16 protein-coding genes are annotated in these 25898 nt (G+C 60.4%); 6 read left to right on the plus strand and 10 right to left on the minus strand.

Annotated features, from left to right (window positions below; genetic code table 11):
• Positions 1-51 precede the first annotated feature (51 nt).
• Positions 52-9453 (minus strand): peroxidase family protein, encoded by a 9402-nt coding sequence (locus M1E12_RS16540; protein ID WP_479562600.1) that lies wholly within the window; start codon positions 9451-9453, stop codon positions 52-54.
• Between the two features lie 382 nt (positions 9454-9835).
• Here M1E12_RS16540 and M1E12_RS16545 point away from each other — a divergent pair, with 382 nt between their 5' ends.
• Positions 9836-11203, plus strand: a complete 1368-nt coding sequence (locus tag M1E12_RS16545) for a sensor histidine kinase (RefSeq protein WP_479562601.1) — start codon at positions 9836-9838, stop codon at positions 11201-11203.
• A 51-nt stretch (positions 11204-11254) separates the two neighbouring features.
• Here M1E12_RS16545 and M1E12_RS16550 read toward each other — a convergent pair whose 3' ends face one another.
• Entirely contained in the window at positions 11255-11911 is a 657-nt protein-coding gene (locus M1E12_RS16550) for a response regulator transcription factor (protein ID WP_136541960.1), read from the minus strand.
• Positions 11912-12221: 310 nt separating this feature from the next.
• Between M1E12_RS16550 and M1E12_RS16555 the strand changes: the two genes are divergently transcribed.
• Positions 12222-13151 (plus strand): DMT family transporter, encoded by a 930-nt coding sequence (locus M1E12_RS16555; protein WP_479562602.1) that lies wholly within the window; start codon positions 12222-12224, stop codon positions 13149-13151.
• A gap of 81 nt (positions 13152-13232) precedes the next feature.
• Here the strand turns inward: M1E12_RS16555 and M1E12_RS16560 are convergent, their stop codons facing one another.
• The 6 genes from M1E12_RS16560 to M1E12_RS16585 form a co-directional block, all read right to left on the minus strand.
• On the minus strand, positions 13233-14237 hold the full coding sequence (locus M1E12_RS16560) for a TRAP transporter substrate-binding protein (RefSeq protein WP_479562603.1): 1005 nt from the start codon (positions 14235-14237) through the stop codon (positions 13233-13235).
• A gap of 39 nt (positions 14238-14276) precedes the next feature.
• Positions 14277-15554, minus strand: coding sequence for a TRAP transporter large permease (locus M1E12_RS16565; RefSeq protein WP_479562604.1), 1278 nt, complete (start codon positions 15552-15554; stop codon positions 14277-14279).
• Positions 15554-16087, minus strand: coding sequence for a TRAP transporter small permease (locus M1E12_RS16570; RefSeq protein ID WP_310243225.1), 534 nt, complete (start codon positions 16085-16087; stop codon positions 15554-15556). Before M1E12_RS16570 ends, M1E12_RS16565 begins: the two co-directional genes overlap by 1 nt.
• 3 nt (positions 16088-16090) lie before the next feature.
• Positions 16091-17260 (minus strand): fumarylacetoacetate hydrolase family protein, encoded by a 1170-nt coding sequence (locus M1E12_RS16575; protein ID WP_479562605.1) that lies wholly within the window; start codon positions 17258-17260, stop codon positions 16091-16093.
• A gap of 159 nt (positions 17261-17419) precedes the next feature.
• Complete coding sequence (locus M1E12_RS16580) at positions 17420-18148, minus strand: FadR/GntR family transcriptional regulator (protein WP_479562606.1); 729 nt, start codon at positions 18146-18148, stop codon at positions 17420-17422.
• Positions 18149-18181: 33 nt separating this feature from the next.
• Positions 18182-19645: an FAD-binding oxidoreductase gene (locus M1E12_RS16585; protein ID WP_479562607.1), complete on the minus strand. Its 1464-nt coding sequence runs from the start codon at positions 19643-19645 to the stop codon at positions 18182-18184.
• 155 nt (positions 19646-19800) lie between these two features.
• Here M1E12_RS16585 and denD point away from each other — a divergent pair, with 155 nt between their 5' ends.
• From denD to M1E12_RS16605, 4 genes are all read left to right on the plus strand, one after another.
• On the plus strand, positions 19801-20784 hold the full coding sequence (gene denD, locus M1E12_RS16590; protein ID WP_479562608.1) for a D-erythronate dehydrogenase: 984 nt from the start codon (positions 19801-19803) through the stop codon (positions 20782-20784).
• Positions 20781-21674, plus strand: coding sequence for an NAD(P)-dependent oxidoreductase (locus M1E12_RS16595; protein WP_479562609.1), 894 nt, complete (start codon positions 20781-20783; stop codon positions 21672-21674). Before denD ends, M1E12_RS16595 begins: the two co-directional genes overlap by 4 nt.
• A gap of 1 nt (position 21675) precedes the next feature.
• Entirely contained in the window at positions 21676-23460 is a 1785-nt protein-coding gene (locus M1E12_RS16600) for an IlvD/Edd family dehydratase (protein WP_479562610.1), read from the plus strand.
• A 127-nt stretch (positions 23461-23587) separates the two neighbouring features.
• Positions 23588-24274, plus strand: coding sequence for a BA14K family protein (locus M1E12_RS16605; RefSeq protein WP_479562611.1), 687 nt, complete (start codon positions 23588-23590; stop codon positions 24272-24274).
• Between the two features lie 10 nt (positions 24275-24284).
• Here M1E12_RS16605 and M1E12_RS16610 read toward each other — a convergent pair whose 3' ends face one another.
• Together M1E12_RS16610 and M1E12_RS16615 are read right to left on the minus strand one after the other, a co-directional pair.
• Positions 24285-24686 (minus strand): response regulator, encoded by a 402-nt coding sequence (locus tag M1E12_RS16610; protein WP_479562612.1) that lies wholly within the window; start codon positions 24684-24686, stop codon positions 24285-24287.
• Entirely contained in the window at positions 24683-25810 is a 1128-nt protein-coding gene (locus tag M1E12_RS16615; protein ID WP_479562613.1) for a PAS domain-containing protein, read from the minus strand. Before M1E12_RS16615 ends, M1E12_RS16610 begins: the two co-directional genes overlap by 4 nt.
• Positions 25811-25898 lie beyond the last annotated feature (88 nt).

The raw sequence follows: 25898 nt of genomic DNA on the forward strand, positions 1-25898 counted from the left end.
AAAAGTCTGTCTGCCGGCCCCGCCGGGCCGGCAATTCGTGCCATGCAGTCCTCAGGAAACGCCGAGGAAGTCGTTGATCGTCAGGTTGTGACGGCCATGCAGCGAGAGTTCGAAGTCGGCGGCATTGTCGCCTTGCGTGTTGCCACGGATGACCGTGAACTCCTCTCCATCGCGGATCTCGTGCGTCACGGTGATGTCGCCGATCGCATCGATCGTCTGGCCCGCCTCGAGCTTCATCGCCCCCATGCCGGTAAAGTCGATCCGGTCGCCGGTCTGGAAGCCGTAGATCGTATCGCCGTTCGCAGACGCAGCCGAGGTGAACTTGAAGACGTCGTCACCCAGGCCGCCATCGATGATGTTCACCGCCGTCGAGGCCGTGATCGTGTCGTGGCCGGCACCGCCGATGAAGTTTTCGAAGCCGTAGAACGTATCCGAGCCCGTCGTGCCGCCCGAGACCGAGCCGCGCTGGTTGAGGCCATTGCCGAGGTCGACGGTCAGGTTGGCGCTGCTCGCCGCATAGTCGAGCGTATCGATGCCGTCTTCGCCGTAATAGACGTCGTTGCCATCATTCAGCGTCGCAATGACAGTGTCATCGCCGCTTCCGGCCCAGACACGGTCGTCACCGGCTCCGCCCTCGATGACATCGGCACCGGCACCGGCAAAGATCTGGTCGGAACCAGCCCCGCCGAAGACGATGTCGTCACCCTCGCCGGCATGCACCTCGTCGTCGCCCTGGCCGGCATTGATGAAGTCGTCCCCGTCACCGCCGGTCACAACGTCATCGCCATCCTCGCCACGCAGAATGTCCGAACCACCCTGGCCGACAAGAACATCCGTCCCGGCACCACCCAGGATCGTGTCGTTGCCCGCGGCACCCAGCAGAGCGTCCGCAGCCGCCGTTCCGATCAGCGTCAGCGCTGCGACCGGGACATGGGTTGGTGTCGTTCCGCCACCCGTTCCGGATCCCGAGCCAGAGCCAGAACCCGAACCAGATCCGGCACCATCGCCATCGCCATCGTCGTCGCCAGCGTCACTGCCGTCATCTTCGCCGTCGCCATCCGACGAGCCCTCGCCATCATCTTCGCCGTCACCGTCATCTCCACCGTCGATGTCGCCGTCATCGTTGTCGTCACCATCGTCCTCACCGTCATTGCCGGTCTGGCCGTCGTCATCGCCGTCGTCCTCATCGTCACCGCCGGCGCCATTGTCGCCGTCAGGGCCGTCTTCGACGTCGGAAGAGAAGATGTCTTCCGGCAGCCCCGTCAGACCGGTGTTGCGAGCCACGATGTCCGAGAAGCCCTGGCCATCGATGAAGTTTTCGTAGAGATCGAAGTTGTCGAAGCGCTCCAGATAGTAGAAGCGATCGGCCTCCTGCAGGCGGTCGAACTGCTCGTGCAGGACGACCCAGAAAGTATCGCCAGCCATACCGCCGTTGAAGTGCTTCTCGGCTAGGCCGCCGACCCAGAGATCAACGCGATCGATACCCTTGACCAGGCCCGTTCCGTCCTCCTGCATCGTGACGATGTTGCCGTTGATCGCCTTGAAGGCGTCGATCTGGTTGGCCTGCAGGACGAGGTCCGGATAGGCCTGCATGAACTGCGCCAAAACGACGTCAGTAATACCGTTGCGCTGCTGGAAATCCTGCCAGCTCGAATAGGGGTTCATCGAACCGCCATTGGCTTCCAGGAACTCGACCGCGAACTTGATATATGGGTCGGTCGAAGCCTGCAGATCGGCCTTGACCTGATTGAGCGTGCCAAGCCCCACGTCGCGGCCGCGTGCCACGTTGAAGGCGAAGAGATCGGCGCGGATGCGAACGAGGTCGTTCCGAACCGCATCGACAACGTTGAAGTCGACGTCTTCCGCCGGCTGCTCGACGATGCCGGCGAGGATCGCTCCGGTGCCCAGCTGTTCGTAACCGGGCTGCGGATTGTAGCCCATGGCCTGTAGCTGAACGAGCTGTTCTGGCGTGAAGACGTCGTTGGTCGGGTTCAGGAAGGCATCGAACAGATTGACTGAGACATTCTGCCCATCCGGCCCCTTGACGGTGATCGTGTCGCCGATCAGCGAGTGGCCAATGCGGTAGACCGCTGCGGCAAACTCGTGGCTGATACCAGCATCTGCCTGGTCGTTATAGCCTTCGAACCCGTGGCTACCATTGCCCTGGATACCGCCGATGAGCGCATCGGCGAATTCCGTGAAGACGACACGCTGATACTCGGCTTCATTGACCATCTTGGCCGCCTGGAAGAGTTCTTCCGGGGTGCCCTCAAAACCGGCTGCCTGCAACTTCTCGACATGGAAGTTGTGGTTGCGGGCCCAGATGGTGTGCATCGAGGTCAGCGTGAAGTTCTCGTTCGCGCGACCATCACCACCGATATAGTGGTCGAGCGGACTGATCACCGGGTTCGCGTCGAGCAACAGCGCGTGGCTCGATCCCATGAAGTCCCCGGCAAGCTGGCCGACAACGGTCATGTCGTAGCCGCCGCTCTCAGTCCAGAGCGTCGGGTAGTACTCCATAAGGGTCTTGCCGGCGCCCAGGCCCGGGCCTTCGAAGACAGTCCCGGCCATCCGATGGTGGTCAAGCAGCTCGCGCAACGTCGACATCAGGTGGAAGCCAGGCGCCGACGGATCTTCCGGACCCATCAGGATGTGCGAGCCTACGCCGCCATTGCCATCGCTTTCGCGCAGGAACTGGCCGACAATGACGTTCGATCCATAGACCTGGTTCTGGTCGACATAGGGCGAAGTCTTGTTCAGATGTTCCGGCGTATCGGTTGCCGATTCCAGCGGGTTCGCCAGCGAACCACGGGTTAGATCGGTAAAGTTCGGCGGCATCGGTCTTGAGGTGTCCACCCCGTCGATCACCACCTTGCCGGCACCGCCCTTTGGCAGGAAGTCAAGCCCATGGTCGAAGTACTGACCGAATGCCATGAAGAAGATATTGGCATCGTTCGGTGCCTTCGGCAGGTCTGCCTCCTGTGAGCCGACGATGTTGGAGATCGCCCGCGGATCGAGTCCGTCGAAGATCGGGTTGAGAGCACGGTTGATGATGTTGCCCTGGCTGTCGAGCTCAACCCCCGTGCCATAACGGGCTTCGGTGAGGCGAATGAACGGTTGGTCGGCAGAACCGAAAGTCGGATTGTCGACATTGTTGCCGTTGCCCGAGAGATCGCGGACGCCGCCTGCACCCGCCGTATCGTCGTCGCCAGCAAAGGCCGGCAAGCCCTTTACGAGATTGGTGATCCCCGCAACGTCGCGCGCGGTGTATTCGAACGCACCGGTCGGACCGTTGACAGGATCCGGATTTCCGCCTTCTCCTTCGGCGACCATCGTGATGGTCTGGCCGCCTTTTGCAAAGGAGACGGATCCGTCGGCATTGACCGTGCGAGTGAACGTCGACAGTTCAGAACCATCTGCTCCGAGCACGACATCCTGTGGACGCAGCGTACCGACAATCGTGTCGTTGCCACCGTTGGACCGGAAGACGATCCGGTGCGCCGAACTCAACTGCGAGATGTCGACGACATCGTCACCACCAGTGCCTTCGATCGTGATCGTGTTGAGCGCCAGGCTCGTCTGAGTGAAGTCACCGAAGACCTGGACCTGGTCACCACCGATTGTCGTACCGACCGGGCCACCCGGAGGCGATGCCGTACCGCCGTTGATGACGATCTCCTCGACACTATCGAGTTCCGTAATCACCGAGGTCTGGCCGAGGATGTTCGTCCGGGTAACGACGATTTCCGTCGCAGCGTTGATCCCTGCAAGGTCATTGCCAGCAGCTTCCCAGGCAGCACGCGTGTAGATGCGGAAAGTCTCAGGCAATGCGCTGCCGGTGATGCGGACGGTATCCGCTCCGCCTTCTCCGTCGATGAAGTCGCGGCCGTCATTGGAAAACAGACCGGCAGACCACGTAACTGTATCGTCACCGGCACCGGCCAGGATAATGTCATCCCCACCCCCGCCGTTGAAGGTGCTGGCTGCTGCATTCCCGATCAGAATGTTGGCGGCACCGGTGCCGTCAACAGTCCCTGCTGTGTCGGTGGAAACCGCAATACTGGCGTTCGCCGTTGCTGCAGTCGGGGTTGCGCCATCCGTCACAGTGTAGGACAGCGTGCCCGTGTTGCCTGTCTTGGTGATCGAGATCCCCTGCCCCGCGACCACGGACGCAGCGAACCCGTTGACGCTGTTCACCGCGCTGATCGACAGAGACGGACCATCGGTGTCGGCGTCATTGCGCAGAAGTGTCCACTGCGGAATGAAGACCGTACCCGTCTGCACATTGGTGATGACGCTATCGTTTCCTGCTGTCGGTGCGTCGTTGACAGAAACGACCGTGACAGTGTTGCGCGCCACCGTGCTGTTGAAGTTCCCGTCGTTGACGGTGACCTCGATCACGCGCGGCGTGGTGTCCGGCGCGTTGGAGGTGTTCACAAAGGTCACCGCCTGGATCGCGGCCTGATAGGCGGCAATCGATGCAACGCCGGTCAACGTGACGGTGATGGCACCATTGGCATTCGTGGTGGTGGCATTGATGCCATTCGGCAGACCCTGGGCGGTGAGTTGGTCGCCGGGCCGCGCATTTGTCAGAACGATGCTGGCAGAGGCAAGCGTTGCACCGTCGTCCGTGATCCTTGGCTCCGAGGCCACCGAGATGGGCTGGGCGTTTTCCGTGAATGTCGAGAGGATATCGACGGAAGGACTTGCAGCCGGGCGCGTGACCGAGACGTTGACGTCGTCAACAAAGAAGAACTCGTTGTTGGCCGTTGTTCCCGTTGTCGTAAACCGGATAAGGGCATTTTGGACAAAAGGACCGGGCAGCGTGACGGTCTGCGGGCCACCGTTCAGACCATTGAATTCACGCAGCGTGTCGAAGTTTACCCCACCATCGGTTGAGTACTCGAGCGTCAGACGTTCGGTATCACCCGCTGTGATACCGTCATCCGAAATCTGGAACGTCAACTGCGCGGAGCTGACCCCAGAGAGATTGAGCTCGCGAGTGATGGATGCGCCATCACCACCGACCTCGCCGAAGCGCAGCGCTCCATTGACAACGCGAATGGCGCCTGTGGAGGCTGCATTTGCAGTCGGATCGCTATCTTCAGTCCAGGCTGTTGTCCAGGCTGACGTTCCATTATTGTTCGTATAGCTCCCGCCACCAAAAGCATCACGATAGGCCTGCGGCGCAGTATCGAATCCATTGAGTTCGATCCTCGGTGGCTGGATCCGCAGATCCCCATCCGCAAACCGCAGCACCTCGACGTTTCTCACCCGGTCGACACCATCCGAGTCGACGAGCCCGAGCGCGCCGGTCGGATCGACCTGAACATGAGTGACCGTGAAGCTGCCGTCGGCATTTTGCTCGATGGAATAGTTGGCGCGGATATCCGAGTAGACGGCAACGTCGAGATCGCCTGTCTGGCCGCCATTGACGATTTCACGCACGATTTCCATCTGGCCGGGTGTGATCGTCCGCTCCAGAAGAAGGTCTGACAGCGCCTTGCCCCCGAAGGCGGGCAGGGCATTTGCCGGGATCTCGCCATTGACGAGCTGCGACTGCAGATAGACCGGACCGGCAAGGCTGTCGGCCGTGTAGACCGGTCCATTCGGCGCAGTTGAGATCCTGATGCGGACGTTGAGCCACGCATCCCCATCGATGACGTCATCGCCGCCGCGACCTTCGATGATGTCGCTGCCGCCGCCACCCAGCAGGATGTTGCCGTCGTCGAATGCGATTTCGGCTTCGCGGGCAGCTTCACCGACGGTCGCCGTGTTCTGGACCAAATTGCCAAGCAGCTCTCGCAGACCATCGATGCGATCGATGCCGGCCTGGCTGAGATGATGCTTGACCATCGTGTTTTCGGCACCGGCGAGGTTTGCACCAGGCTCGGCTTCCGGATCCGGCTCTGCCGGGAAGGCTGTGGACCGGTTATCCCCTTTCAGAACGTCGTTTTCGTTGTAGCCGGAAAGACCTTCGACGGCATCGAAGCGATTGCGCAGGATATCCTGTTGATCCGTCGTGAAGATCGGGCGCATGAGGTCGGCATCCGCCGCCTTCGTGCTGCCCTTGTGGATCGCCCAGTCATAGCCCCACATGCCTTCATTGCGCATTACGCTCTCGCCCTGCACCATGATGTCATCGCCGGACTCAGCGTCGAAATCGTGCTCGTTCTCTCCCGCGAACATGACGTCATGGCCGAGGATGGTCGAGTTGAAGAAGAGTTCGGAATTGTCGCCGGCTGTCGTATCGAAGCCGTTTCCGCCCTCGATCCAGTCATCGCCTTCATTGCCGAGCAGGAAGTCGCCGCCTTCGCCGCCCAGCATGAAGTCGTCGCCTTCGCCGCCGAACATTTCCTTGCCGTCGGGGCCGGCGATCAGAACGTCTGAGCCCTGATTGCCGAAGACGAGAGCCAGGCCCGACCCGCCATGGATGACGTCGTTGCCTTCTTCACCCATCAGGAAGTCGGTCTCACCGATGTCAGTGCCCGAATTCGTGATGATGTCGTCGCCTTCACCGCCATGGACCTTGTCGACGCCATAGCCGGCTTCGATGCGGTCATTGCCACCGCGGCCCCAGACGGTGTCGTCACCGCCACCGGAAATGATGGTGTCGGCCTGGTTCGTGCCCTGGATCAACGCATGATCGAGACTGTTGAACTGGAGGAAATTGGCACCCCGCTGCACCATGGGCGACAGCGCATTCTGGAAGGGGTCACCGCCGACCGGGTCGGCGCCGACCCATTTTGCCTGCTCTAGAGGGTCGACATAAAGGACATGATCCGGCACCGAGAAGATATCGCCCGGTACGGCATAACCAGTGTCACCGATATCGGTGTTGCGGATGACCATTTCCGCGAAGGAATTGGCCTCCAGCTCGTTGAGCAGGTTGAGGCCCTGGGTGCGCGAGAGGTAGTAGAAACGATCGCCGTTCTGCAGATTTTCGAGCTGGAGCTCGAAGACGAAGGAGAAAGTGGAGCCCAGCATGCCGCCGAAGGCCATCTTCTTTTCGGCAAGGCCACCGATCCACAGATCGACGTCGTTCAGGCCGCCGAGATTGGTATAGGCGCCGGTACCGTTGAGGAAGTCCAAACGGTCGGCCGGGGCACCGGTACCACCGAAGACAATCTTCATCGCAGCGTCGCGTTTTGCGTCTGCCGTGGTGGCACCCGTGATTGTGGAATGCGTGCCGTAGGCTGCGATGAAGTTGACGATCGAGGCCGGGTTCTTGAGGTTCATGCCGAAGTCGACCCAGTTCTTGTAGGGGTCGAGCTGCGTGTCGCCATTGGCGATTGCCTTGAACTGGGCACGCGCAGCATTCAGACTCGGGATGCCGGTTTCACGGCCGCGGGCGATATTGAGCGCTGCCAGATCGAGCGGAATGCCGACCAGATGGTTGCGCAGAACGTCGGTGACGAATTCGTCGATCTCGTTGCCGACCTGGCCGGTCATTCCGCGAATGACGGCGCCGGCGCCCTGATCCGCCGTGATCTGGCCCGGCGCATAGGCCGTCGGGTTCAGAAAGGCCGTGAACAGGTCCATCGACGTCTTGGCACCGCTGGCGCTGACGCTGTCGACTGTCTCGTTCAGCATCGAATGCCCGAAACGATAGACGACATGGGCGAACTCAGCGAAGATCGCCGGATTGATGTCCATGGACGGATTGAAGACGAAAGCATCCACATCCGGCTGGATCTTGCGGGCGAACTCCTCGAAGACCAGGTGCTGGTACTGCATCTCGGTGGTGAAACGGGCCGCCTGGAAGAGACGCTCGCCATCCCAGTTCAGCGCGTCTTTGATGGCCGCGAGGTTTCCGCCTGGCAGCGTCTGAACATCCGTTGCCAGCCACTCGTTCAGGAAGGTGAAATCACCGTTCTGAGCCGCCGCAATCGCCTGTTCCTTGACCTGCTCGACGATACGGTTGTGCTCGGAATGGAAAATGTGATGGACAGCGGTCAGGCCGATATTTTCGTTGCCACGACCGTCGCCGGTCACGAAATGCGCATCGAGCAGTTCGTCATCATAGGTGGTCGCCTGGCCGAACTCATTGAGCGGGATTGCATTGTTGGCCACACCATCGGCATCAGCCGTCTTCAGGATGTCTGGCGTCCCCGGATTGCGATCGTGATCGACCATGCCGGGCACCGCATTGTGTGCGATGTCATCCAGGAAGGTGTGGTTGGTCAGGACAGCGTTTTCGAGGCTGATCGGATTTTCCGGATCGCCTTCGAGCCAGCCAGTCGCCGTCCGCACCTGCGGATAGCCGTTCGGCCCACGCACGAACTCACCATAGGCGTCCATGAGGAAAAGCGGTACGGTGCCGACATATTCATCCGTGAGGTCGATTCCGAGAAGCTCACGGGCCTGCTCCTTCACCTCGCCCCAGGTGGCAATGCCCTTCGCGCCTTCCAGAAGGTGGCCGGTCGAGACCGGTTTGTCATCGACCAGCTTGTATTCGCGCAGGAAGAGCTGCTTCGAAGCGACCGAGGAATAGGTCTGGTTCTGGTCGACGAACGGCGTCGTCAGATTGAGCGGCGTCTGAGGTGAGCGCGTCAGCACCATATAGTTCGTGCGGCTGCCCTCGACATAGAGTGGATCGTCCGAAGAGAGCGGAATGTAGATCTTGTCGTTTCCACCTTTCTGGACCAGATCGAGACCATGATCGAAGAACTGGCCGAACAGCGTGAACCAGGAATTGTAAGGCGCTGACAGCCCTTCATCCGGTGCCACATTCTCGATCAGGATGGACGGGCCATCGAAACTGAGACCATATCGGCTCTCGAGGCCAGCAAAGGCTGGAGAAGAATCGGTCGCCGCGCGGTCCGAAGCAAGCGTTTCAGTCACCTCTGCGATTAGAACGGCAACCGTTTTTTGCTCTGCCAATGGGAGTAGAGCATTCTGGGATTTGGCCGTGTTCAGTGCCGTGTAGAACTCGGCACGGATAGCATCGACGGCGGCCAGCACATCTCCAGAATAACCGCCCTGCACCAAAGCCGTGTAGATTGCAGCGGGATTGGACAGCGTCTGATCGACGATCAGGTTCGAGATCAGTCGGGGGTCGGCATCCGCAACAGCGCCGGTCGGCGTGTAAGCACCACCGATCGTCGCGAAGCTGTTGGCGCCGGTCCGGATCTGGAACGTATCGCCATCGCTGACACGCCATTCATCGCCCAGCAGGTCGATGAACGGCTGATCGACGGCACCCCAGTTCTCGCGCCCCTCACCCAGATTGTTGAAGCTGCCATCGACCGTGCGCAGGCCATAAGGCACATGCTCGGCGCTGATTGCGAGCGTCGCGCCAGGCGTCCCCTCAGCAACGACGTTGCCCAACTCGTCGACCCAAATATTGGTGAGCTCCCTCGCATTGGCGCCGGAGTGCGCGATCGAGTTTGCCTCGGCAATCTTGATCTGACGCAGAATGAATTCGAGATCGTGCTGATTAACCTGGACCATGACTTTATCGGGGAAGCCCCCGCCTCCGATGTTTACCCCTGGACGGTTTGTCAGGGTTTTGTCAGGGAAGCAGGGTTGCACAACCCGGAAAAATCGGAAGGGAACTTGGTCTCACGACCTGTAAGATCAAAGTCCAAACTTAGTTCAGACCAAGGTCTGATCTTTTATCGACTACAGTCGACAATGCGAAATGGACAGTGCATCTATAAAGCAATGGGAGTACGGGAGGGTCACGGATCAATACTCTGATCCGGGACAAAGCACAGGGAGGCGTCATGCTGCGATACTTCGCGCAAGTCGAAGAGCCATGACTTCTGACAAGCCATCGCAGGCAGGACCATATGTGTCAGGCTCTGCTGCGGCTGGACGTTTCTGGACTCAATTGAGTTCACTCTCGCTTTCTGCCCAGTTCCTGATCGCCGCCTCTCTGATCGTCTTCGGACTGATGGCCGGTGTCGGCATGTTCGCGGCTGCGCAGGTGGAGAAGGCAGCGTTGAATGCCGCCGGAACTGCCGGGGCGGTGAGAATGCAGACCCTGATAGCACCTCTCATCGAAAGCACTCCAGACGGCGATATTCATTTCGACGATGCGCTGCAGAAGAAGGTGGCAGCCCTGATCGGCCAGGGCCCCCCAGGACAGAAAATCCGCAATATCAAGATCTGGTCCAGCGATGGTCGACAGCTATTTCCGGCTGGTAGCGTCAATGACGAGCCGGGCCTCTTCGATGAACTCGCAGAGGCTCTGTCTGGTGAAACCGTCGTGTCGCGCACCTCTGTCGCAAAACATGAATATAGCGAAGAGGAGACCTCGGAGCCATTGCTCGAAGTTTATGCGCCTCTGGTGCGCTCCGCTGATGGCACGGTTCTGCTCGCCGGCGAAATTTACGAAGAATCCTACATCCTGGAGGCACAGATAGCCGAGACACGTCGCACATCGATGATCGGCGTGTTCCTGCTCTCCGTCCCGATGCTGTCGCTGCTCTATCTCGTCGTCAGGCGCGGCGCACGATTGATCGAGCAGCAGCGCAGAACCCTGCGCGAAAGCCTGCGTAATGCAATCGAACTCTCGGTGGAGAACAACCGGTTGCGCCTGATGGCCGATAACGCCCGGGTTGAGGCGGGCAAGCTCAACGAGCGCATCCTCGACCAGATCGGTGCCGACCTCCATGACGGATCGGTCCAATTGCTGACGCTGGTCAAGCTGAGGCTCAGCGACCTTGTGACACCCCGACCCGACATTCAGCCACCGGTTCGGGATGCCTTGAGCAAGGTCCTCGATCTTGTCAGCAACGTGCTGGAGGAGATCCGAAATCTCTCAGCGGGTCTCGTTCTTCCCGAACTGGAAGACGCCAGCGTCGACGAGGCGCTGCAGTTGGCGGTCAAACGCTTCCTGGAGATCACCGGACGCGAAGCGGCGCTGAGTGGGAGCTCTGTGCTTGACCTTCGAATTCCGGATCTGTCGATCTGTCTCTACCGGTTCGTGCTCGAAGGCCTGATGAACAGCTACCGGCACGCGACCAACAACACGCATCTCGTAAGATGCAGCTTCAAGGCCGGGCGGCTGTTTGTCGCCGTGGTCGATATCGGCGAACGCCCCGTCATGCCCTCAAAACGGGAAGTGCAGCGGGCTCGTCTGGGGAAAGTCAGCCAGAAGCGGCGGATCCGCAGCTTTGGCGGTCGCATGCGCTATTTCCCGCGAAGAAATGGATCTTTCGCCGTCGCAATCCTACCGATTGAGGCGAATACTTGATCACCGTCGGAGCCAGAAACCAGCAGACGGCATCCGACCCGCACCCCGCCGTCAGCTGACGACCCGATCTCGCGGTGAGGTGCGGTTCTTCACCGCGATGACGAGTTCCACGCGGTTGCGGACATTCAGCTTGTTCATCAGCGAGGTCATGTAATGCTTGACCGTCTTCTCACTGATGTTGAGCGTCAGGCCGATCTCGCGGTTGGTCTGACCCTTGAGAAGACCGCTCACGATCTGCTCCTCGCGATGATGCAAGCGCTCAGGCTGTTGCGCCTTGCGTCTGAGCTCCGCCGTCTTCATGGACACGATCACCTTGGTCGCGAAGCCGGGCGTTATGTAGGTCTCGCCATTATACGCGCTGATGATTGCGTCATGCAGGTCCGATGAGGACGAACCCTTGAGCACATATCCGCTGATCCCGGCCTCGATGAGTTCGACGGCAGGCTGGATCGCACTCGAAGCTGTAAAGACGATAACTTTGGTATCCGGATGGGTCGCGAGCATCAGCTCGATCGCGGCGAAGGAATCCCCCGGCATGCTCAAGTCCATCACGATCACATCCGGACGGTTGTTTTCGAGAATGTTGAGAGCATCGACAGTGGTATGCCCCATTGCCACCACGTCAAGGTCGGCTTTGGTACTGTATAGGCTGACCAGCCCCTCCAGCAAAATCGGATGATCGTCAACGAACGCCACACGCACCAGCATAATTCCTACCCCCTTGGAGTATGAATTAACACAGAAGCGATGAGTACGGAAGCATATGCTTAAATATGGGTTAATGTGCCACCTGCTCTTTTTTGGTCGAAGTAGAACATATGCGTCGCATACGGATTTACATCGAAATATCTATGGAACTTTGAATTTTACGATCTTCTAATTTTTATTCCCGATGGCCCGCACAAGGATCATCGAACCGTCTCGCCCCTTGCGCCCTAAGCTCTGCTAGAGCTAAACAGATGAGAAATTGTCAGACAACATGACAAAACGCCCGGATCTCAGGGCTTGCGGAGGAAATATGACGACACCTGCAACCGATCACGCCGGACGCGGCATCAGCGGGCTTGCCGGCTTTGCAGGGCCTGCAGTGATGCTTCTTGGCATGCTGCTTTTTGCGATGAACGATGCCATGGGCAAGTGGTTGGTGGCGAGCTACGGGCTGGGCCAGGTCATCCTGATCCGAAGCATCGCCGCCCTCCTTATACTGGCGCCGTTTCTATGGATGGCAGGCCTGAAGCCGATCGTCGAGGCGGAGCGGCCATGGCTGCAGTTCACGCGTGTGGTGCTCTCCACGCTCGAACTCTTCTGCTTCTATTACGCGGTCATGTATCTTCCCCTGGCCGATGTGATGACCTACTGGCTTGCCGCACCGATCTATGTCGCAGCAGCATCCCCTTTCCTACTTGGCGAGAAAGTGGGCTGGCGGCGCTGGACGGCCATCGCGCTGGGCTTCGTCGGCGTTGTCATCACGCTGGAACCGTCGAGCGCCATGTTCACGGCTCCTGCTCTGATCTCGATCATCGGTACAGCCGCCTTCGCTTTCATGATGCTCTCGGGCCGCAGCCTGCGCGGCACGCCGGACAAGACGCTGGTCCTGTTCCAGACGGGTGGCGCGGCAATCGTCGGTCTGGTCGCCGCGCCCTTTGGCTGGACACCGATCACGTCGGTGAGCGAAGTCCTGCTTCTCGGTCTGCTCGGCATCGTTGCCATGAGCGCGCATATGCTGGTCAATCGCGCCCTTAAGATCTCGGATGCAGCAACGGTTGCGCCGCTTCAGTATACTCTGCTGCTCTGGGCCGTCGTCTTCGGCTATTTCTTCTTCGACGAGGTCCCGCGCCTGACCATGGTCATCGGCGCAGCACTCATCGTCGGCTCAGGTCTCTTCATCTTCTTCCGCGAACAGCAGTTGAAGAAGCGCGACAAGGTCCTGCCTTCCGTTCCGGAATGACAAAGCAAAAAGCCCGCAGCGCTCATCACGCTGCGGGCTTCTTCTGGTGCGGCCCATTAAGGTGAGCCACGACCAGGGAGGTTACTTCCGGACTTCGGCGAGTTCGGCGAGAATGCCGTCCACGACGTCAGCACCGATCTCTTCCTTGTGCTTTTCGTAGACGACCATGGACTTCTCGCGGATGCGCTGCTGCTCTTCCGGAGACAGAACATTCACCTCGAGACCGGCTTCCTTGATCTTCTCCAGCGACTTCTTGTTGAGGTCGGCAATCACGGAACGCTCGACGTCACGACCAACGGTCGCGCATTCGCGCAGTGCAGCCTGCTCTTCCGGCGTGTAGGTGTCGAAGATCGCCTTGGAGAAGAGGAAGAGGAACGGCGTGTAGGCGTGGTTGGTCTCGGTGACATACTTCTGCACTTCGAAGAACTTCGAGGTATCGATCGTCACATAGGGGTTTTCCTGCGCGTCGATCGTCTTGGTTTCGAGTGCCGAGAAGACTTCGCCGAATGCCATCGGGGTCGCATTGGCGCCAAGGTTCTGGAAGGTGTCGAGGAAGATGTTGTTCTGCATGACGCGAACCTTCATGCCCTCGAAGTCTTCCCATTTGGTGACCGGACGAACCGAGTTCGACAGGTTGCGGAAGCCGTTTTCCCAGTAGCCGAGATTGACGAGGCCAACGGCTTCGAGCTTCTCGTTCATCATCTCGCCGAACTTGCCGTCGAGAACCTTGTAGGCTTCGTCGGCCGAGGCGAAGAGGAACGGAAGGTCGAACACGCCCAGTGCCGGCTCGATGCCGACGAGCGGCGAAGACGAGGTGACGACGGCTTCCTGAACGCCCGAACGCAGAGCCTGGGTGGCCTGAAGGTCACCACCGAGAGCGCCGCCCCAGAAAGCCTGAAGCTTCAGCTTGCCGCCGGACTTTTCGTCCAGGCACTTCTGCATGGCATCGATGCCGTTACCGACAGGGTGGTCGGCATTGATGCCGTTGGAAACGCGGATCGTACGCTCGTTGAATTCGGCAAAGGCCGGTGCAGCTGCCGAAACGGCAAAGGCGATGGCGGTGGTCGCTAGCAGATATCGTCTCATGTTATCCTCCCATGGATATCGTGGTTTGAATGTCGCAGGTCATATCAGCCATCGTGCGGGCACGATGACGATCTCGGGGAACAGAACCAGCAGCAGGAGCACCAGCACCTGCGCGATAAGGAACGGCCAGATGCCGGTGACGACCTTGCCCAGCGGCACGCGACCGACACCGCTGACGACGTTGAGCACGACGCCGACGGGCGGGGTGATCAAGCCGATGCAGCAATTCATGATGAAGAGCACGCCGAAATAGACGGGATCGATACCGGCCTGCTTGATGATCGGCATCAAGACAGGCGTCAGGATTAGAATGGTCGGCGTCAGGTCGAGTGCGGTCCCGACCACCAGCACGAGGATCATGATCACCAGCATCAGCAGTTTCGGCTGGTCGATCAGCGGCTCGATGTAGCGCGTGATTTCACCTGGAATATTGGCAGCCGTGATGAGCCAGGCCGACACGAGAGCCGCGCAGACCAGGAACATGATGATCGAGGTGGTCTTCGCCGCCTGCAGGATGACATGCGGAAGATCCCGGACCTTCAGCTCGCCATAGATCACGGTGCCGACGAACAGCGCATATGCCGCGGCAATCACGGCGGCTTCCGTGGGCGTCACGATACCGGCCTTGATACCGCCGAGAATGATGACGGGCATACCAAGTGCCCATGCAGCGCGGCCCGTCGCATGCAACCGCGCTTTGAAAGGTGCCTTGGGCAAGGCCTGGACGTCGTCCTTGCGCACGAGGATCTGCCAGGTGATGATCAGGACCAGACCCATCATGATGCCGGGCACGATGCCGGCCATGAACAGCTGGGTGATCGAGACGTTGGCAGCCACACCGAAGACGATGAAGGCCATAGACGGCGGAATGACCGGCGCAATGATACCGCCCGACGCAATCAGACCCGCCGAGCGCGGCACGTTATAGCCGGCCTTTGCCATCATCGGGATGAGAATGGCCGCGAGTGCTGCCGTATCGGCCGCCGCAGAACCCGAAATGCTGGCCATGATGATGGCAGCGACGATCGCGACGATGCCCAGACCGCCACGGATGTGACCGACACAGGCAATTGCAAACTCGATGATGCGCTTGGAGAGACCACCCGAATTCATCAGCTCGCCTGCGAGCACGAAGAATGGGATGGCGAGAAGGGTGAAGGTGTCAGCACCCGCGATCATGTTCTGGGCGATGATCTGGCTGTTGAACATGCCCATGTAGGACATCAGAGCAACGCCGCAGAACATCAGGGCGAACGAGACCGGTACGCCGATAGCCATGGCGCCGAGCAGAGAAACGATAAAGACGATGAGGGTCATCAGCCGCGCTCCGACAGCTTTTCGACGCTGAGATGTTCACCGGCAAAAGCCGCGACTTCCTCGTCCGTTACCCGTCCGGTCACAAGACGAACTAAGCGTTCTAGGGCAATCAGCGCGCACATGCCGCCGGTGAAGAAACCGATGCCATAGACCCAGCCCATGGAGAGACCGGTCACCGGCGCGCTCATGCTGATATTGATCGGCAGCTGCTTCCAGGTTCCCCAGAAGAACAGGATCGAGACGCCGAGGATCAGGAGATTGCTCAGGATCATGCAGATGACCCGACCACGCTTGCCGAACATGGCAACGAGCGACTCGACGCCCAGGTGGCCGTGTTCGCGAAAGCCGACGACAGCACCGATGAAGGTCAGCCAGACGAAGAAATAGCGGGCCATCTCATCGGAAACCGTGAGGCCCGAATTGAAGCCGTAACGCAGCACGACGTTGAGGAAGACCATGATGGCCATGCCGCTGAGCAGCAGGATCAGGAGGAGGTCGAGGAAGCGGTAGAAGAGCGATATGACCTTGCTCATGCCTCAGGCCTTTCCAAGAAGACCGCGCGCGGCAAGGTTTTCGAAGAGCGCCCGCGTGCCGAAGGTCCATTCCGGGCAGGCATCGGTGCGATTGACCCAGTTCACAAGCCGCCCAAGGCTGGGCGTGGAGATCTCGACGCGGTCGCCTTCTTCGTGCGTGAAGCCGAGCCCGGCGCCGCGGCGATCCTTCACGGGCGCGAACATCGTTCCGAGGAACAGCACGGCGCCATCGGGATATTGATGATTGCGATTGCGCAGCTGGGCGACGAGATTTTCCGGCGCTCGACTGATTGCCTCCATCGGGCTCTCCCCTGTCATTTCAAACCCGTCTTCGCCACGCACGAGCAAGGAAACGCGAACCGTCCGCAGAACATCCATGGTGAAGCCACCGTGGAACAGGCGGATGAACGGCCCGATCGAGCAGGACGCGTTATTGTCCTTAGCCTTGCCCAGAAGCAGGGCCGACCGCCCCTCCACGTCCCGCAGATTCACGTCGTTGCCGAGGGTCGCGCCGATGATCTTGCCGTCGGAACGAACGGCAAGAACGATTTCTGGCTCCGGATTGTTCCACTGGGAGATTGGATGAATGCCGACTTCGTCGCCACAGGTTACCGAAGACATAGGCTGCGCCTTGGTGAAGATCTCAGCATCGGGGCCGATCCCGACCTCCAGATATTGCGACCAAAGGCCCATGTCCTGGAGCAGAGCCTTGACCTTGCCGGCCTGCTCGGATCCGGCAACGAGACCGCGCAGACTGTCGCCGAGCACAGGCGCCAGCTTCTCGCGGATCGTCTGCGCCCGACCGGCATCGCCCTTGGCCTGCTCTTCGATCACACGCTCGAGCATGCTGTCTGCAAAGGTGACGCCCGCCGCCTTGACCGCCTGAAGATCGACTGGAGCGAGAAGACGCCCGGCCTCGCCAGACAGGAACTGGTCCAGCGTGCCAAGCTCCGCAAGATCGGCATTGGCAGCCAGTTGGTCCGCAAGATTGTCTATCTCGAAGAGACCCGACATCGTCGGGGAAAGGCCTGTCAGGTCGAGAACAAGCCCGTTGCGAATGAGGACCGGGCACGGACCACCTGCCGCATTGGACCACACACGCCCGACCAAAACGGCCTCGGCGGCATCCGAGGGCAAAATATAGGCGGACTCCAGACGTTCTCGGCGCTGCAAGATGGACCTCCTCCTTGTCCTCCGGCAAGAACACTCCTACTGCCCTTGCCATATTGTCAGGATGTCTGACAACCATTGACCTGCATTCATATGGTCAGAATTTCCGGCTGTCTAGCCCGAAAGGTGCTCTTGTGGACAAACCAGCCGAGGCGCCGCGCCTCAGAATTGCTCCAGGCTAAGGTCGATCCGGCTCGCGGCTCCATGCAGATGGGCCCGCATGGCCTCGCGCGCCGCGACGGGATCACGCGCCGCGATCGCATCTCTCAACCGCACATGCTCCGCGATGGTGACCTCGACGATCTCCTCCAGCACGGCTCTTGAGCGTGCGGTGTCGATCGCAAGGCTGATACGCTCGGCGATGAAGCCGATAAAGAGCGCGAAATACTCATTGTGGGTTGCTTCGGCCACGGCACGATGAAAGGCAAGGTCGGCAACGATGCCCTGCTCCGTCCATTTTTCCGCCCCGGTCATGCGTGCCAGAGCTTCATCGATCTTTGCAAGATCGGCGGCAGTGTGGTGAACGGCAGCAAGACCTGCGGCTTCGATCTCCAGCGGCACGCGCAACTGGAAGAGGGCGCGAAAGCTCTGCGGCTCCGAGAGCTCGCTGTCCTTGATGCGGATCGGACGGGCGGAGGGTTCGCTGACGAAGGCCCCCACACCTTGCCTCGTCTCCACCAGGCCCTCATTGCGCAATTGCGCGATGGCTTCGCGGATCACGGAGCGGCTGACGCCGAGCGTTTTGGCCAGCACATGCTCGGTGGGCAAACGCTCCCCCGGCTTCAGACGTCCCTGGCTGATTTCTTCGGCAAGCTGCATCGCGATACGGGCGGGCAGGTGCTCACTGCGCCTGATCTGTCCGAAGTTCATCTGCCCGAGGTCGATCGACATGCCTGCTGGTCTCCTTGCCACCGCATCGGTATTTCATGAATCCGCACTGAAATTCAATTGGCAACCCGGGTTCATGATGCCGGCGGGATCGACCGCTTGCTTGATCGCCGTCAGCAGCTGCAGCTGCGTTGCCGGCACACGCGCCAGAAAATCCGCCTTCTTGAGGCGACCGATGCCGTGCTCCGCGCTGATCGATCCTTCGAAGCCGTCGAGCACCTCGTTGACAACAGCCTTGGCCGCATAGATCCGCTCAGCAACCTCTTCCCGCGACAGGCCGCTCGGCGGCAGCACGTTGAGATGCACATTACCATCGCCCACATGGCCATAGGACACGCAGAGGCAATCGGGCAGTTGAGCGGAAATGGCCGCCTCCGCTTTCTCGACGAACTCCGGGAGGCGCGACAAGGGCACGGAAACGTCCGTTCGCAGATGCGCTCCGCGTTTCGCCTGCCCTTCGTTCATGCCTTCCCGGAAGAGCCAGAGATTGCGCGCCTGGTTGCGAGAGGCCGCAATGACCCCGTCGAGCACCAGCCCATCTTCCATGACCCCTTCGAGGAATCGGTGCATGAGATCGTCGATGTCGACAAGGCCGGATCCCGAAATCTCGAGAAGTACATAGGCAGGGTAGTCGCCCGGCATCGGCAGTTGAAGATCCGGGATCGCCTCCTGCGCCAGAGTAAAGGCCATGGGCGGCATGAACTCGAAGGCCGACATGAGATCGCAGCAGTCGCGTCGGGCGCGTCGATAAAGCGTGATCGCGTCGGAAAGTGCACCCAGGCCCAGCAGAGCGGTCGCAACCTTCTCGGCCGGCGGCATCAGCTTGAAGGAAACGGCCGTGACAATTCCAAGCGTTCCCTCTGCCCCGATGAACATCTGCTTGAGGTCGATCCCCCGGTTGTCCTTCCGCAAGGTCGACAGACCGTCGAAGATCGAACCGTCGGGGAGCACCACTTCGAGCCCCAGCACGAGTTCGCGGGTCATGCCGTAACGCAAGACGTTGATACCGCCCGCATTGGTGGAGACATTACCACCGATGCGGCACGATCCCTGCGCGCCGAGCGCGAGCGGAAAATAGAGCCCGGCCTCCTCCACCCTATCCTTGAACTCGGACAGGATGACGCCGGCTTCGACCACGGCCGAGAAGTCATCACTATCGATCCGCCGTATCGCCGTCATGCGCTCGAGGCTGATCACGACCTGGGTGCCCGGTCGATCAGGCGTCGCCCCGAGCACGAGTCCGGTATTGCCCCCCTGCGGCACGACCGTCAGGCCCAGCGCGCCGATGGCACGAACCGCCTGAGACACCTCTTCGGTGTTGCGCGGACGAACGACGGCAACGGCTCCTGTTGTCACGTCTCCATGCCAGTCACGGCAGTAGCGTTCCACTGCGGGGCCAACCAGCACGAGGTCCTGCCCGAGCTGCTCAATCAGTGCGGATGCAGCAGCCTCGTCACCAGACTTGAACTCGTTTTCCAAGGTCGTGCTGTCCGCGGTCATTGTCAGTCCCCCAACCGGCCAAAGAGCCGGAGATCAAGAATTCGGTTTTCATCCGGATGATATAAGGTTATCAGACAACCTTACAAATGGTTTTTGTAAATGGCCCTTGTGTTGACGCACGCAGGGTCGAACAATGGGACGGGAGGAGACGGTTTATGCATATTCTGGTGATTGGAGCGGCCGGCATGGTCGGGCGCAAGCTCGCACAACGGCTGACACGCGACGGAGAACTGCAGGGGCAGCAGATCACCGCCATGACGCTGGCGGATGTCGTTGCTGCCGAGCCTCCGGTCGGCTTCACTGGCAAGGTGGCGATCGAAACCGTCGACCTGTCCGAGCCAGCGGCTTCGAAGAAGCTGATCGCGGGCCGCCCGGACGTCATTTTCCACCTCGCGGCGATCGTCTCCGGCGAGGCGGAACTCGATTTTGAAAAGGGCTACCAGATCAATCTGGATGGCACGCGTTATCTCTTCGAGGCGATCCGCCATGCACATATGGCCGATGGATACCGGCCGCGCGTGGTCTTCACATCCTCGATTGCCGTCGTAGGCGCGCCACTCCCCTACCCGATTCCGGACGAGTTCCACACGACGCCGCTTACCAGCTATGGCACCCAGAAGGCGATCTGCGAGCTGCTGCTTTCCGACTATTCCCGCAAGGGCTTCTTTGACGGGATCGGCATCCGGCTACCGACCATCTGCATTCGTCCTGGCAAGCCGAACAAGGCCGCCTCGGGCTTCTTCTCCAACATCCTGCGCGAACCGCTGGTCGGTCAGGAAGCCATTCTGCCCGTAACAGAGGATGTCCGCCACTGGCACGCCTCCCCGCGCTCTGCTGTCGGCTTCCTTATTCACGGTGCCAATATGGATCTGGAACAGGTTGGCCCGCGCCGCAATCTGTCGATGCCGGGCCTCAGCGCAACGGTCGGCGAACAGATTGAAGCGCTGCGCCGTGTTGCCGGCGAAAAAGCCGTCAAGCTGATCCGCCATGAACCCGATGAGATGATCATGCGCATCTGCGCTGGTTGGGCTCCGGGCTTCGAAGCGACGCGCGCCCGGGCGCTTGGCTTCACCGCCGAAAGCTCCTTTGATGAGATCATCAAGGTTCACATCGAAGACGAGCTGGGAGGCAAGCTTTGAACGCAGCTGGCAAGAAGAATATCGCCTTCCTCGGTACGGGGCTCATGGGCGCGCCGATGGTGCGCCGCCTGCTCGGCGCAGGATTCCCCGTCACGGTCTGGAACCGCGACATAGTGAAGGCCGAGCCCTTGGCCGCCGCCGGCGCACGACTGGCGAGGGACCCCGCCGAGGCCGTCGATGGCGCGGACGTGGTCTTCACCATGTTGTCGGATGGCTCGGCGGTCGAAGACGTTCTCTTCGCCAAAGGTGCTGCCGAGGCGATCTCTCAAGGGGCGACGGTCATCGACACCTCGTCGATTGCGCCCCCTGTGGCAAAGGATCATGCGAAACGGCTTGCCGACCTCGGCATTGCCCATGTTGACGCGCCCGTCTCGGGTGGCGTCGTCGGTGCAGAGGCGGGTTCGCTTGCCATCATGGCGGGCGGTGATGCCGCCGTGATCGAAGGCCTCGCCGACGTCTTCGCGCCGCTCGGCCGCGTCACACATGTCGGCCCCTCCGGCGCAGGCCAGATCTGCAAGCTCGCCAACCAGCAGATCGTCGCCATCACGATCGGCGCCGTCGCGGAAGCCATGATGCTGGTGGAAGCCGGCGGTGCATCGCGCGAGAAGTTTCGCGAGGCGATCCGCGGCGGTTTTGCCGAAAGCCGGATCCTGGAACTGCACGGTCAGCGCATGGTCGAGCGCCGCTTCGAACCGGGCGGCCCCTCGCGCCTGCAGCTGAAGGACCTGAACGCCGTAGCGGCGATGGCCGAGACCTATGATCTGGAGCTTCCGTTGACTGCGGACGTTCGAGCCGCCTTCGACGCCTTCGTGCAGGCGGGCAATGGCGAACTCGATCACAGCGCGCTACTGCTCCACCTCGAAAAGATCAACCACCGCAAAGGTGCCTGAGATGACTGAGACTGAAAAGCCGAAACGCCGCCTTCGCTCCCAGGACTGGTTCGACAATCCCGACCATCTCGACATGACCGCGCTCTATCTCGAGCGCTTCATGAACTATGGCACGACGCCGGAAGAGCTGCGCTCGGGCAAGCCGATCATCGGCATTGCCCAATCGGGATCCGACATCAACCCCTGCAACCGGCATCATCTGGAGCTGGCAAAGCGTGTCCGTGACGGCATTCGCGATGCAGGCGGCATCCCCATCGAATTCCCCTCGCACCCGCTTTTCGAGAACTGCAAGCGGCCGACGGCCGCGCTTGACCGCAACCTCGCCTATCTCGGGCTTGTGGAACTGCTTTATGGCTACCCCTTTGACGGTGTCGTGCTGACGACAGGATGCGACAAGACCACGCCATCGGCGCTGATGGCCGCTTCCACTGTGGATATACCGGCCATTGTCCTGTCGGGCGGCCCCATGCTCGATGGATGGCACGATGGCGAACTCGTTGGCTCTGGCACGGTCATCTGGAGATCGCGTCGCAAATACGCGGCCGGCGAAATCAGCCGCGAGGAGTTCCTCGAACGCGCCCTCGATTCAGCTCCCTCCCCCGGCCATTGCAACACCATGGGCACCGCGTCGACCATGAACGCGATGGCCGAGGCCCTCGGCATGTCGCTCACCGGCTGCGCGGCCATTCCGGCAGCCTATCGCGAGCGCGGACAGATGGCCTATCGCACCGGCAAGCGCGCCGTCGAACTTGTCCTCGAGGACATTCGCCCCTCCGACATTCTGACGCGCGAAGCCTTCCTGAACGCCATCCGCGTCAACTCGGCAATCGGCGGCTCGACCAATGCCCAGCCCCATCTGATGGCCATGGCCAAGCATGCCGGCGTCGAACTCCTGCCGGAGGACTGGCAGGTTCACGGATACGACATCCCGCTGCTGGCGAATGTGCAACCCGCAGGCGCCTATCTCGGGGAGCGCTTCCATCGCGCCGGTGGCGTACCGGCCATCATGTGGGAGCTGATGCAGGCCGGCAAGATCGATGCGACCTGTCGCACGGTGAGCGGCCGGACCATGGCCGAAAACCTGGAGGGTCGGGAGGCAACGGACCGCGAGGTGATCAAGCCCTACAACGAGCCGATGCGTGAACGCGCTGGTTTCGTGGTGCTCAAGGGCAATCTCTTCGACTTCGCAATCATGAAGACCAGCGTCATCTCCGAAGGCTTCCGTCAGCGATATCTTCAGGAAAAGGGTCGCGAGGGGATCTTCGAGGGCCGCGCGATCGTCTTCGACGGTTCGGAAGATTATCATCACCGGATCAACGACCCGGCGCTCGAGATCGACGAAGACTGCATCCTCGTCATCCGAGGTGCCGGTCCTCTCGGCTGGCCCGGCTCGGCCGAAGTGGTCAACATGCAGCCGCCGGACCACCTCATCAAGCGCGGCATTCTAAGCCTGCCGACCATCGGCGACGGGCGCCAGTCCGGCACCGCCGACAGCCCCTCGATCCTCAACGCCTCCCCGGAAAGCGCGGCTGGAGGTGGTCTGGCCTGGGTGCGAACCGGAGACATTATCCGGATCGACCTCAACCAGGGACGCTGCGACATGCTGGTGGAGGACACCGAGATCGCCAGAAGGCAGGCGGAAGGCATACCGCCCGTTCCGAAGGATGCAACGCCCTGGCAGCGGCTTTATCGCCAGACGGTGACCCAGCTCGCCGACGGCGCGACCATCAGGGACGCGGACGAATTCCGTCAGATTTCGAAGACGCCGCCGCGGCACAACCACTGATATTCCGGCGCACGCCGTCAAGCGTGCGTCGGAAAACCTGTGCAAAATCAGGGTTAAAATCCATCTCATCGGGAACCGTCTCCGGACAATTACATTCTCCTGTCACCAGACGACGAGGGAGATCCCGATGAAACCCGTTCTACAACTGCTCGCAGCTTCAGCCCTTTCGGCCGGCATGGTGATCGGTGGCGTGGTTCTCGCATCCGCGGCACTTGCCCCGGAGGAAAAGCCCCGTCAGTTTGCAGGCATGTATGTCGACGGCCTTTGGACGACGAAACCCGTCCGGATCGACAGGAACGCACAGAACCTGGAGCGCCTCCCGCCCCGTTACGCCAGCCATGTGGTCATGAGCGAGCCGACGGAGCCGGTCGTCGAAACGGCCTCCGCTGCGGGAGACACAGATCAGGATCTGGCGGATCTCTCGTCTAGGGTGGCCGAAATCGATCTCATCTCGACGAGTGCGCTGGATGATGCAGGCTCGGACATGGCCAATGTCCTGCCGCAGCAGCATGTCGCCTGGTGCTCGGCCCGCTATCGCTCCTATGATCCGACCGACAACACCTATCACAGCTACAGCGGCGAAATTCGCGATTGCACGTCACCCTACCAGACGGGCGTCACGGTAGGCATCGATGAAGGTGAGGCAGAATTGCTGACCGTCAGCAATGAACCGGCATCGTCCAATGCCTATGCCGTGCAGGGTGATCACGTCGCGAGCTGCATGCAGCGCTACCGCTCGTACCGCCCATCTGACAACACGTACCAGCCATATGGCGGCGGCCCGCGCCGGCAGTGCGAACTTGCATCGTTCTGATGTAAGGCGATTACGAGTTGGAGAGAATGAGACCCGGCGGCGGAGTGACACTGTCCCCGCCGGCGACTGCCTCGGCAATATAGCTCAGCGCATTCTGCAGGCCATTCATCGTATAGGGCTTCTCGATCGCCCCAATCGCCCCGACAAAATCCTCCGGGATCCGCTTGATATTGCCGGTGACAAAGACAAAGGGGACATCCTTGTCCGCCAGTCGGCGACCGATGTCGATGCCGGTCGGCCCGTCGCTCAAATGCACGTCCACAAACGCAAAATCTGGGTCGCCTTCATCAATAATATCGAAAGCCGCCTTGCGCGAAGCGGCAATTCCCACGACCTCGTGGCCGGCCGCCTCGACTTCGAGTTCCAGTTCGAGGGCAAGCAGCGCCTCGTCCTCGACAATCATGATCTTCAAGCGTCTGCTTCCTTCATTTCTTCGACCAGCATCGTCACCAGCACATCGGTCCGGTGGCCCTCCACTTCCCGTACGATCTTCGCGCCGAGCTGCTTGGCACAAGTCTCGAGCATCAGCTTGCCGAAAGCCTCTTCTTCCGGGTTGACGGAGACCGGAGTGGTTGTGTCTGTCACCCGGATCAGGAAGTGCCCGTTTGTCCGCCTAACCTGCAGGTGAATATCGCCTCCGCCATCACTCAGCCCTCGACGCACGGCATCGAGGACGAGTTCGTTGATGATCAGCGCGAGTGGCGATGCCTTGACGGCTGGAACGAGCACCGGCGAGAGATCGATGACGACCCGGATATCGTCCCGTTTCAGAGCGCCTACGAGATCCTCGATAAGGTCCTTGGCAAAATCCGATACATCGAAACGCCCAAGATCAGCGCTGGTAAAGAGCTTTCGCTGGACGGTGCTGAGCGCCTCGACGCGGTTCAGAACGGAAAAGAGTGTCCGCTTGACGAGATCCGTCTCGGACATCCGGGCCTGCAGCTTCACGATGGACGCGATGGTCAGGAGATTGTTTTTGACCCGATGGTCCACCTCATGCACTAGCAACGTCTTTGCCTTCAGGGCCTCCGACAGGTCATGGGTCCGTCTGGCAACTTCCCGTTCAGCGGAATTGCGTGCCTCGGCGAGGTCCTTCTCCTTGCTCTTGATCGTGGTGAAATCGAGCTGGGATGCAAAGAAATAGATGACATCGCCGTTCGCGTCGCGCACCGGGCTCACAAAGAGCGCATTCCAGAACGAGCTTCCATCCTTGCGATAGTTCAGGATATCGATGGAAATATCCCGCTCGTCGGCAATCGCTTCCCGCAATTGAGCGACGGCATTCCGGTCCGTCTCCGGGCCCTGCAGAAGGCGGCAGTTGCGCCCGATCAGCTCGTCCCGGCTATATCCGGTGAGCTTGGCAAACGCCTCGTTGCAGAAGATGATCGGGTTGTCTGGCTGCTGCGGATCGGTGATCAGCATCGGCATGCGCGTCGCCTTGAAGGCCGCGGCAAACGGATCTTCCGATGGATGGGAGGCGAGGAGGCGGTCGCCGGCGTCTTGAGCGTCACGCCGCGAAGAGTTTTGATCTGACATTCACACCACTGTCCTGGAGCAGGCTGCTGAAGTGAATGACCGACCTTGAGAAAAGTTCCGGCTCTTCGCAGTTTTTTTCGGATGCGAT

It is taken from the genome of Rhizobium sp. K33 (assembly GCF_056501445.1).

Excerpts from the sequence above, each read along its gene's own strand:
- M1E12_RS16560 (WP_479562603.1), bottom strand. The coding sequence starts at position 14,237 with ATGAGACGATATCTGCTAGCGACCACCGCCATCGCCTTTGCCGTTTCG.
- M1E12_RS16540 (WP_479562600.1), bottom strand. The coding sequence starts at position 9,453 with ATGGTCCAGGTTAATCAGCACGATCTCGAATTCATTCTGCGTCAGATC.
- M1E12_RS16580 (WP_479562606.1), bottom strand. The coding sequence starts at position 18,148 with ATGTCGATCGACCTCGGGCAGATGAACTTCGGACAGATCAGGCGCAGT.
- M1E12_RS16565 (WP_479562604.1), bottom strand. The coding sequence starts at position 15,554 with ATGACCCTCATCGTCTTTATCGTTTCTCTGCTCGGCGCCATGGCTATC.
- M1E12_RS16570 (WP_310243225.1), bottom strand. The coding sequence starts at position 16,087 with ATGAGCAAGGTCATATCGCTCTTCTACCGCTTCCTCGACCTCCTCCTG.
- M1E12_RS16555 (WP_479562602.1), top strand. The coding sequence starts at position 12,222 with ATGACGACACCTGCAACCGATCACGCCGGACGCGGCATCAGCGGGCTT.
- M1E12_RS16585 (WP_479562607.1), bottom strand. The coding sequence starts at position 19,645 with ATGACCGCGGACAGCACGACCTTGGAAAACGAGTTCAAGTCTGGTGAC.
- M1E12_RS16550 (WP_136541960.1), bottom strand. The coding sequence starts at position 11,911 with ATGCTGGTGCGTGTGGCGTTCGTTGACGATCATCCGATTTTGCTGGAG.
- M1E12_RS16615 (WP_479562613.1), bottom strand. The coding sequence starts at position 25,810 with ATGTCAGATCAAAACTCTTCGCGGCGTGACGCTCAAGACGCCGGCGAC.
- M1E12_RS16600 (WP_479562610.1), top strand. The coding sequence starts at position 21,676 with ATGACTGAGACTGAAAAGCCGAAACGCCGCCTTCGCTCCCAGGACTGG.
- denD (WP_479562608.1), top strand. The coding sequence starts at position 19,801 with ATGCATATTCTGGTGATTGGAGCGGCCGGCATGGTCGGGCGCAAGCTC.
- M1E12_RS16605 (WP_479562611.1), top strand. The coding sequence starts at position 23,588 with ATGAAACCCGTTCTACAACTGCTCGCAGCTTCAGCCCTTTCGGCCGGC.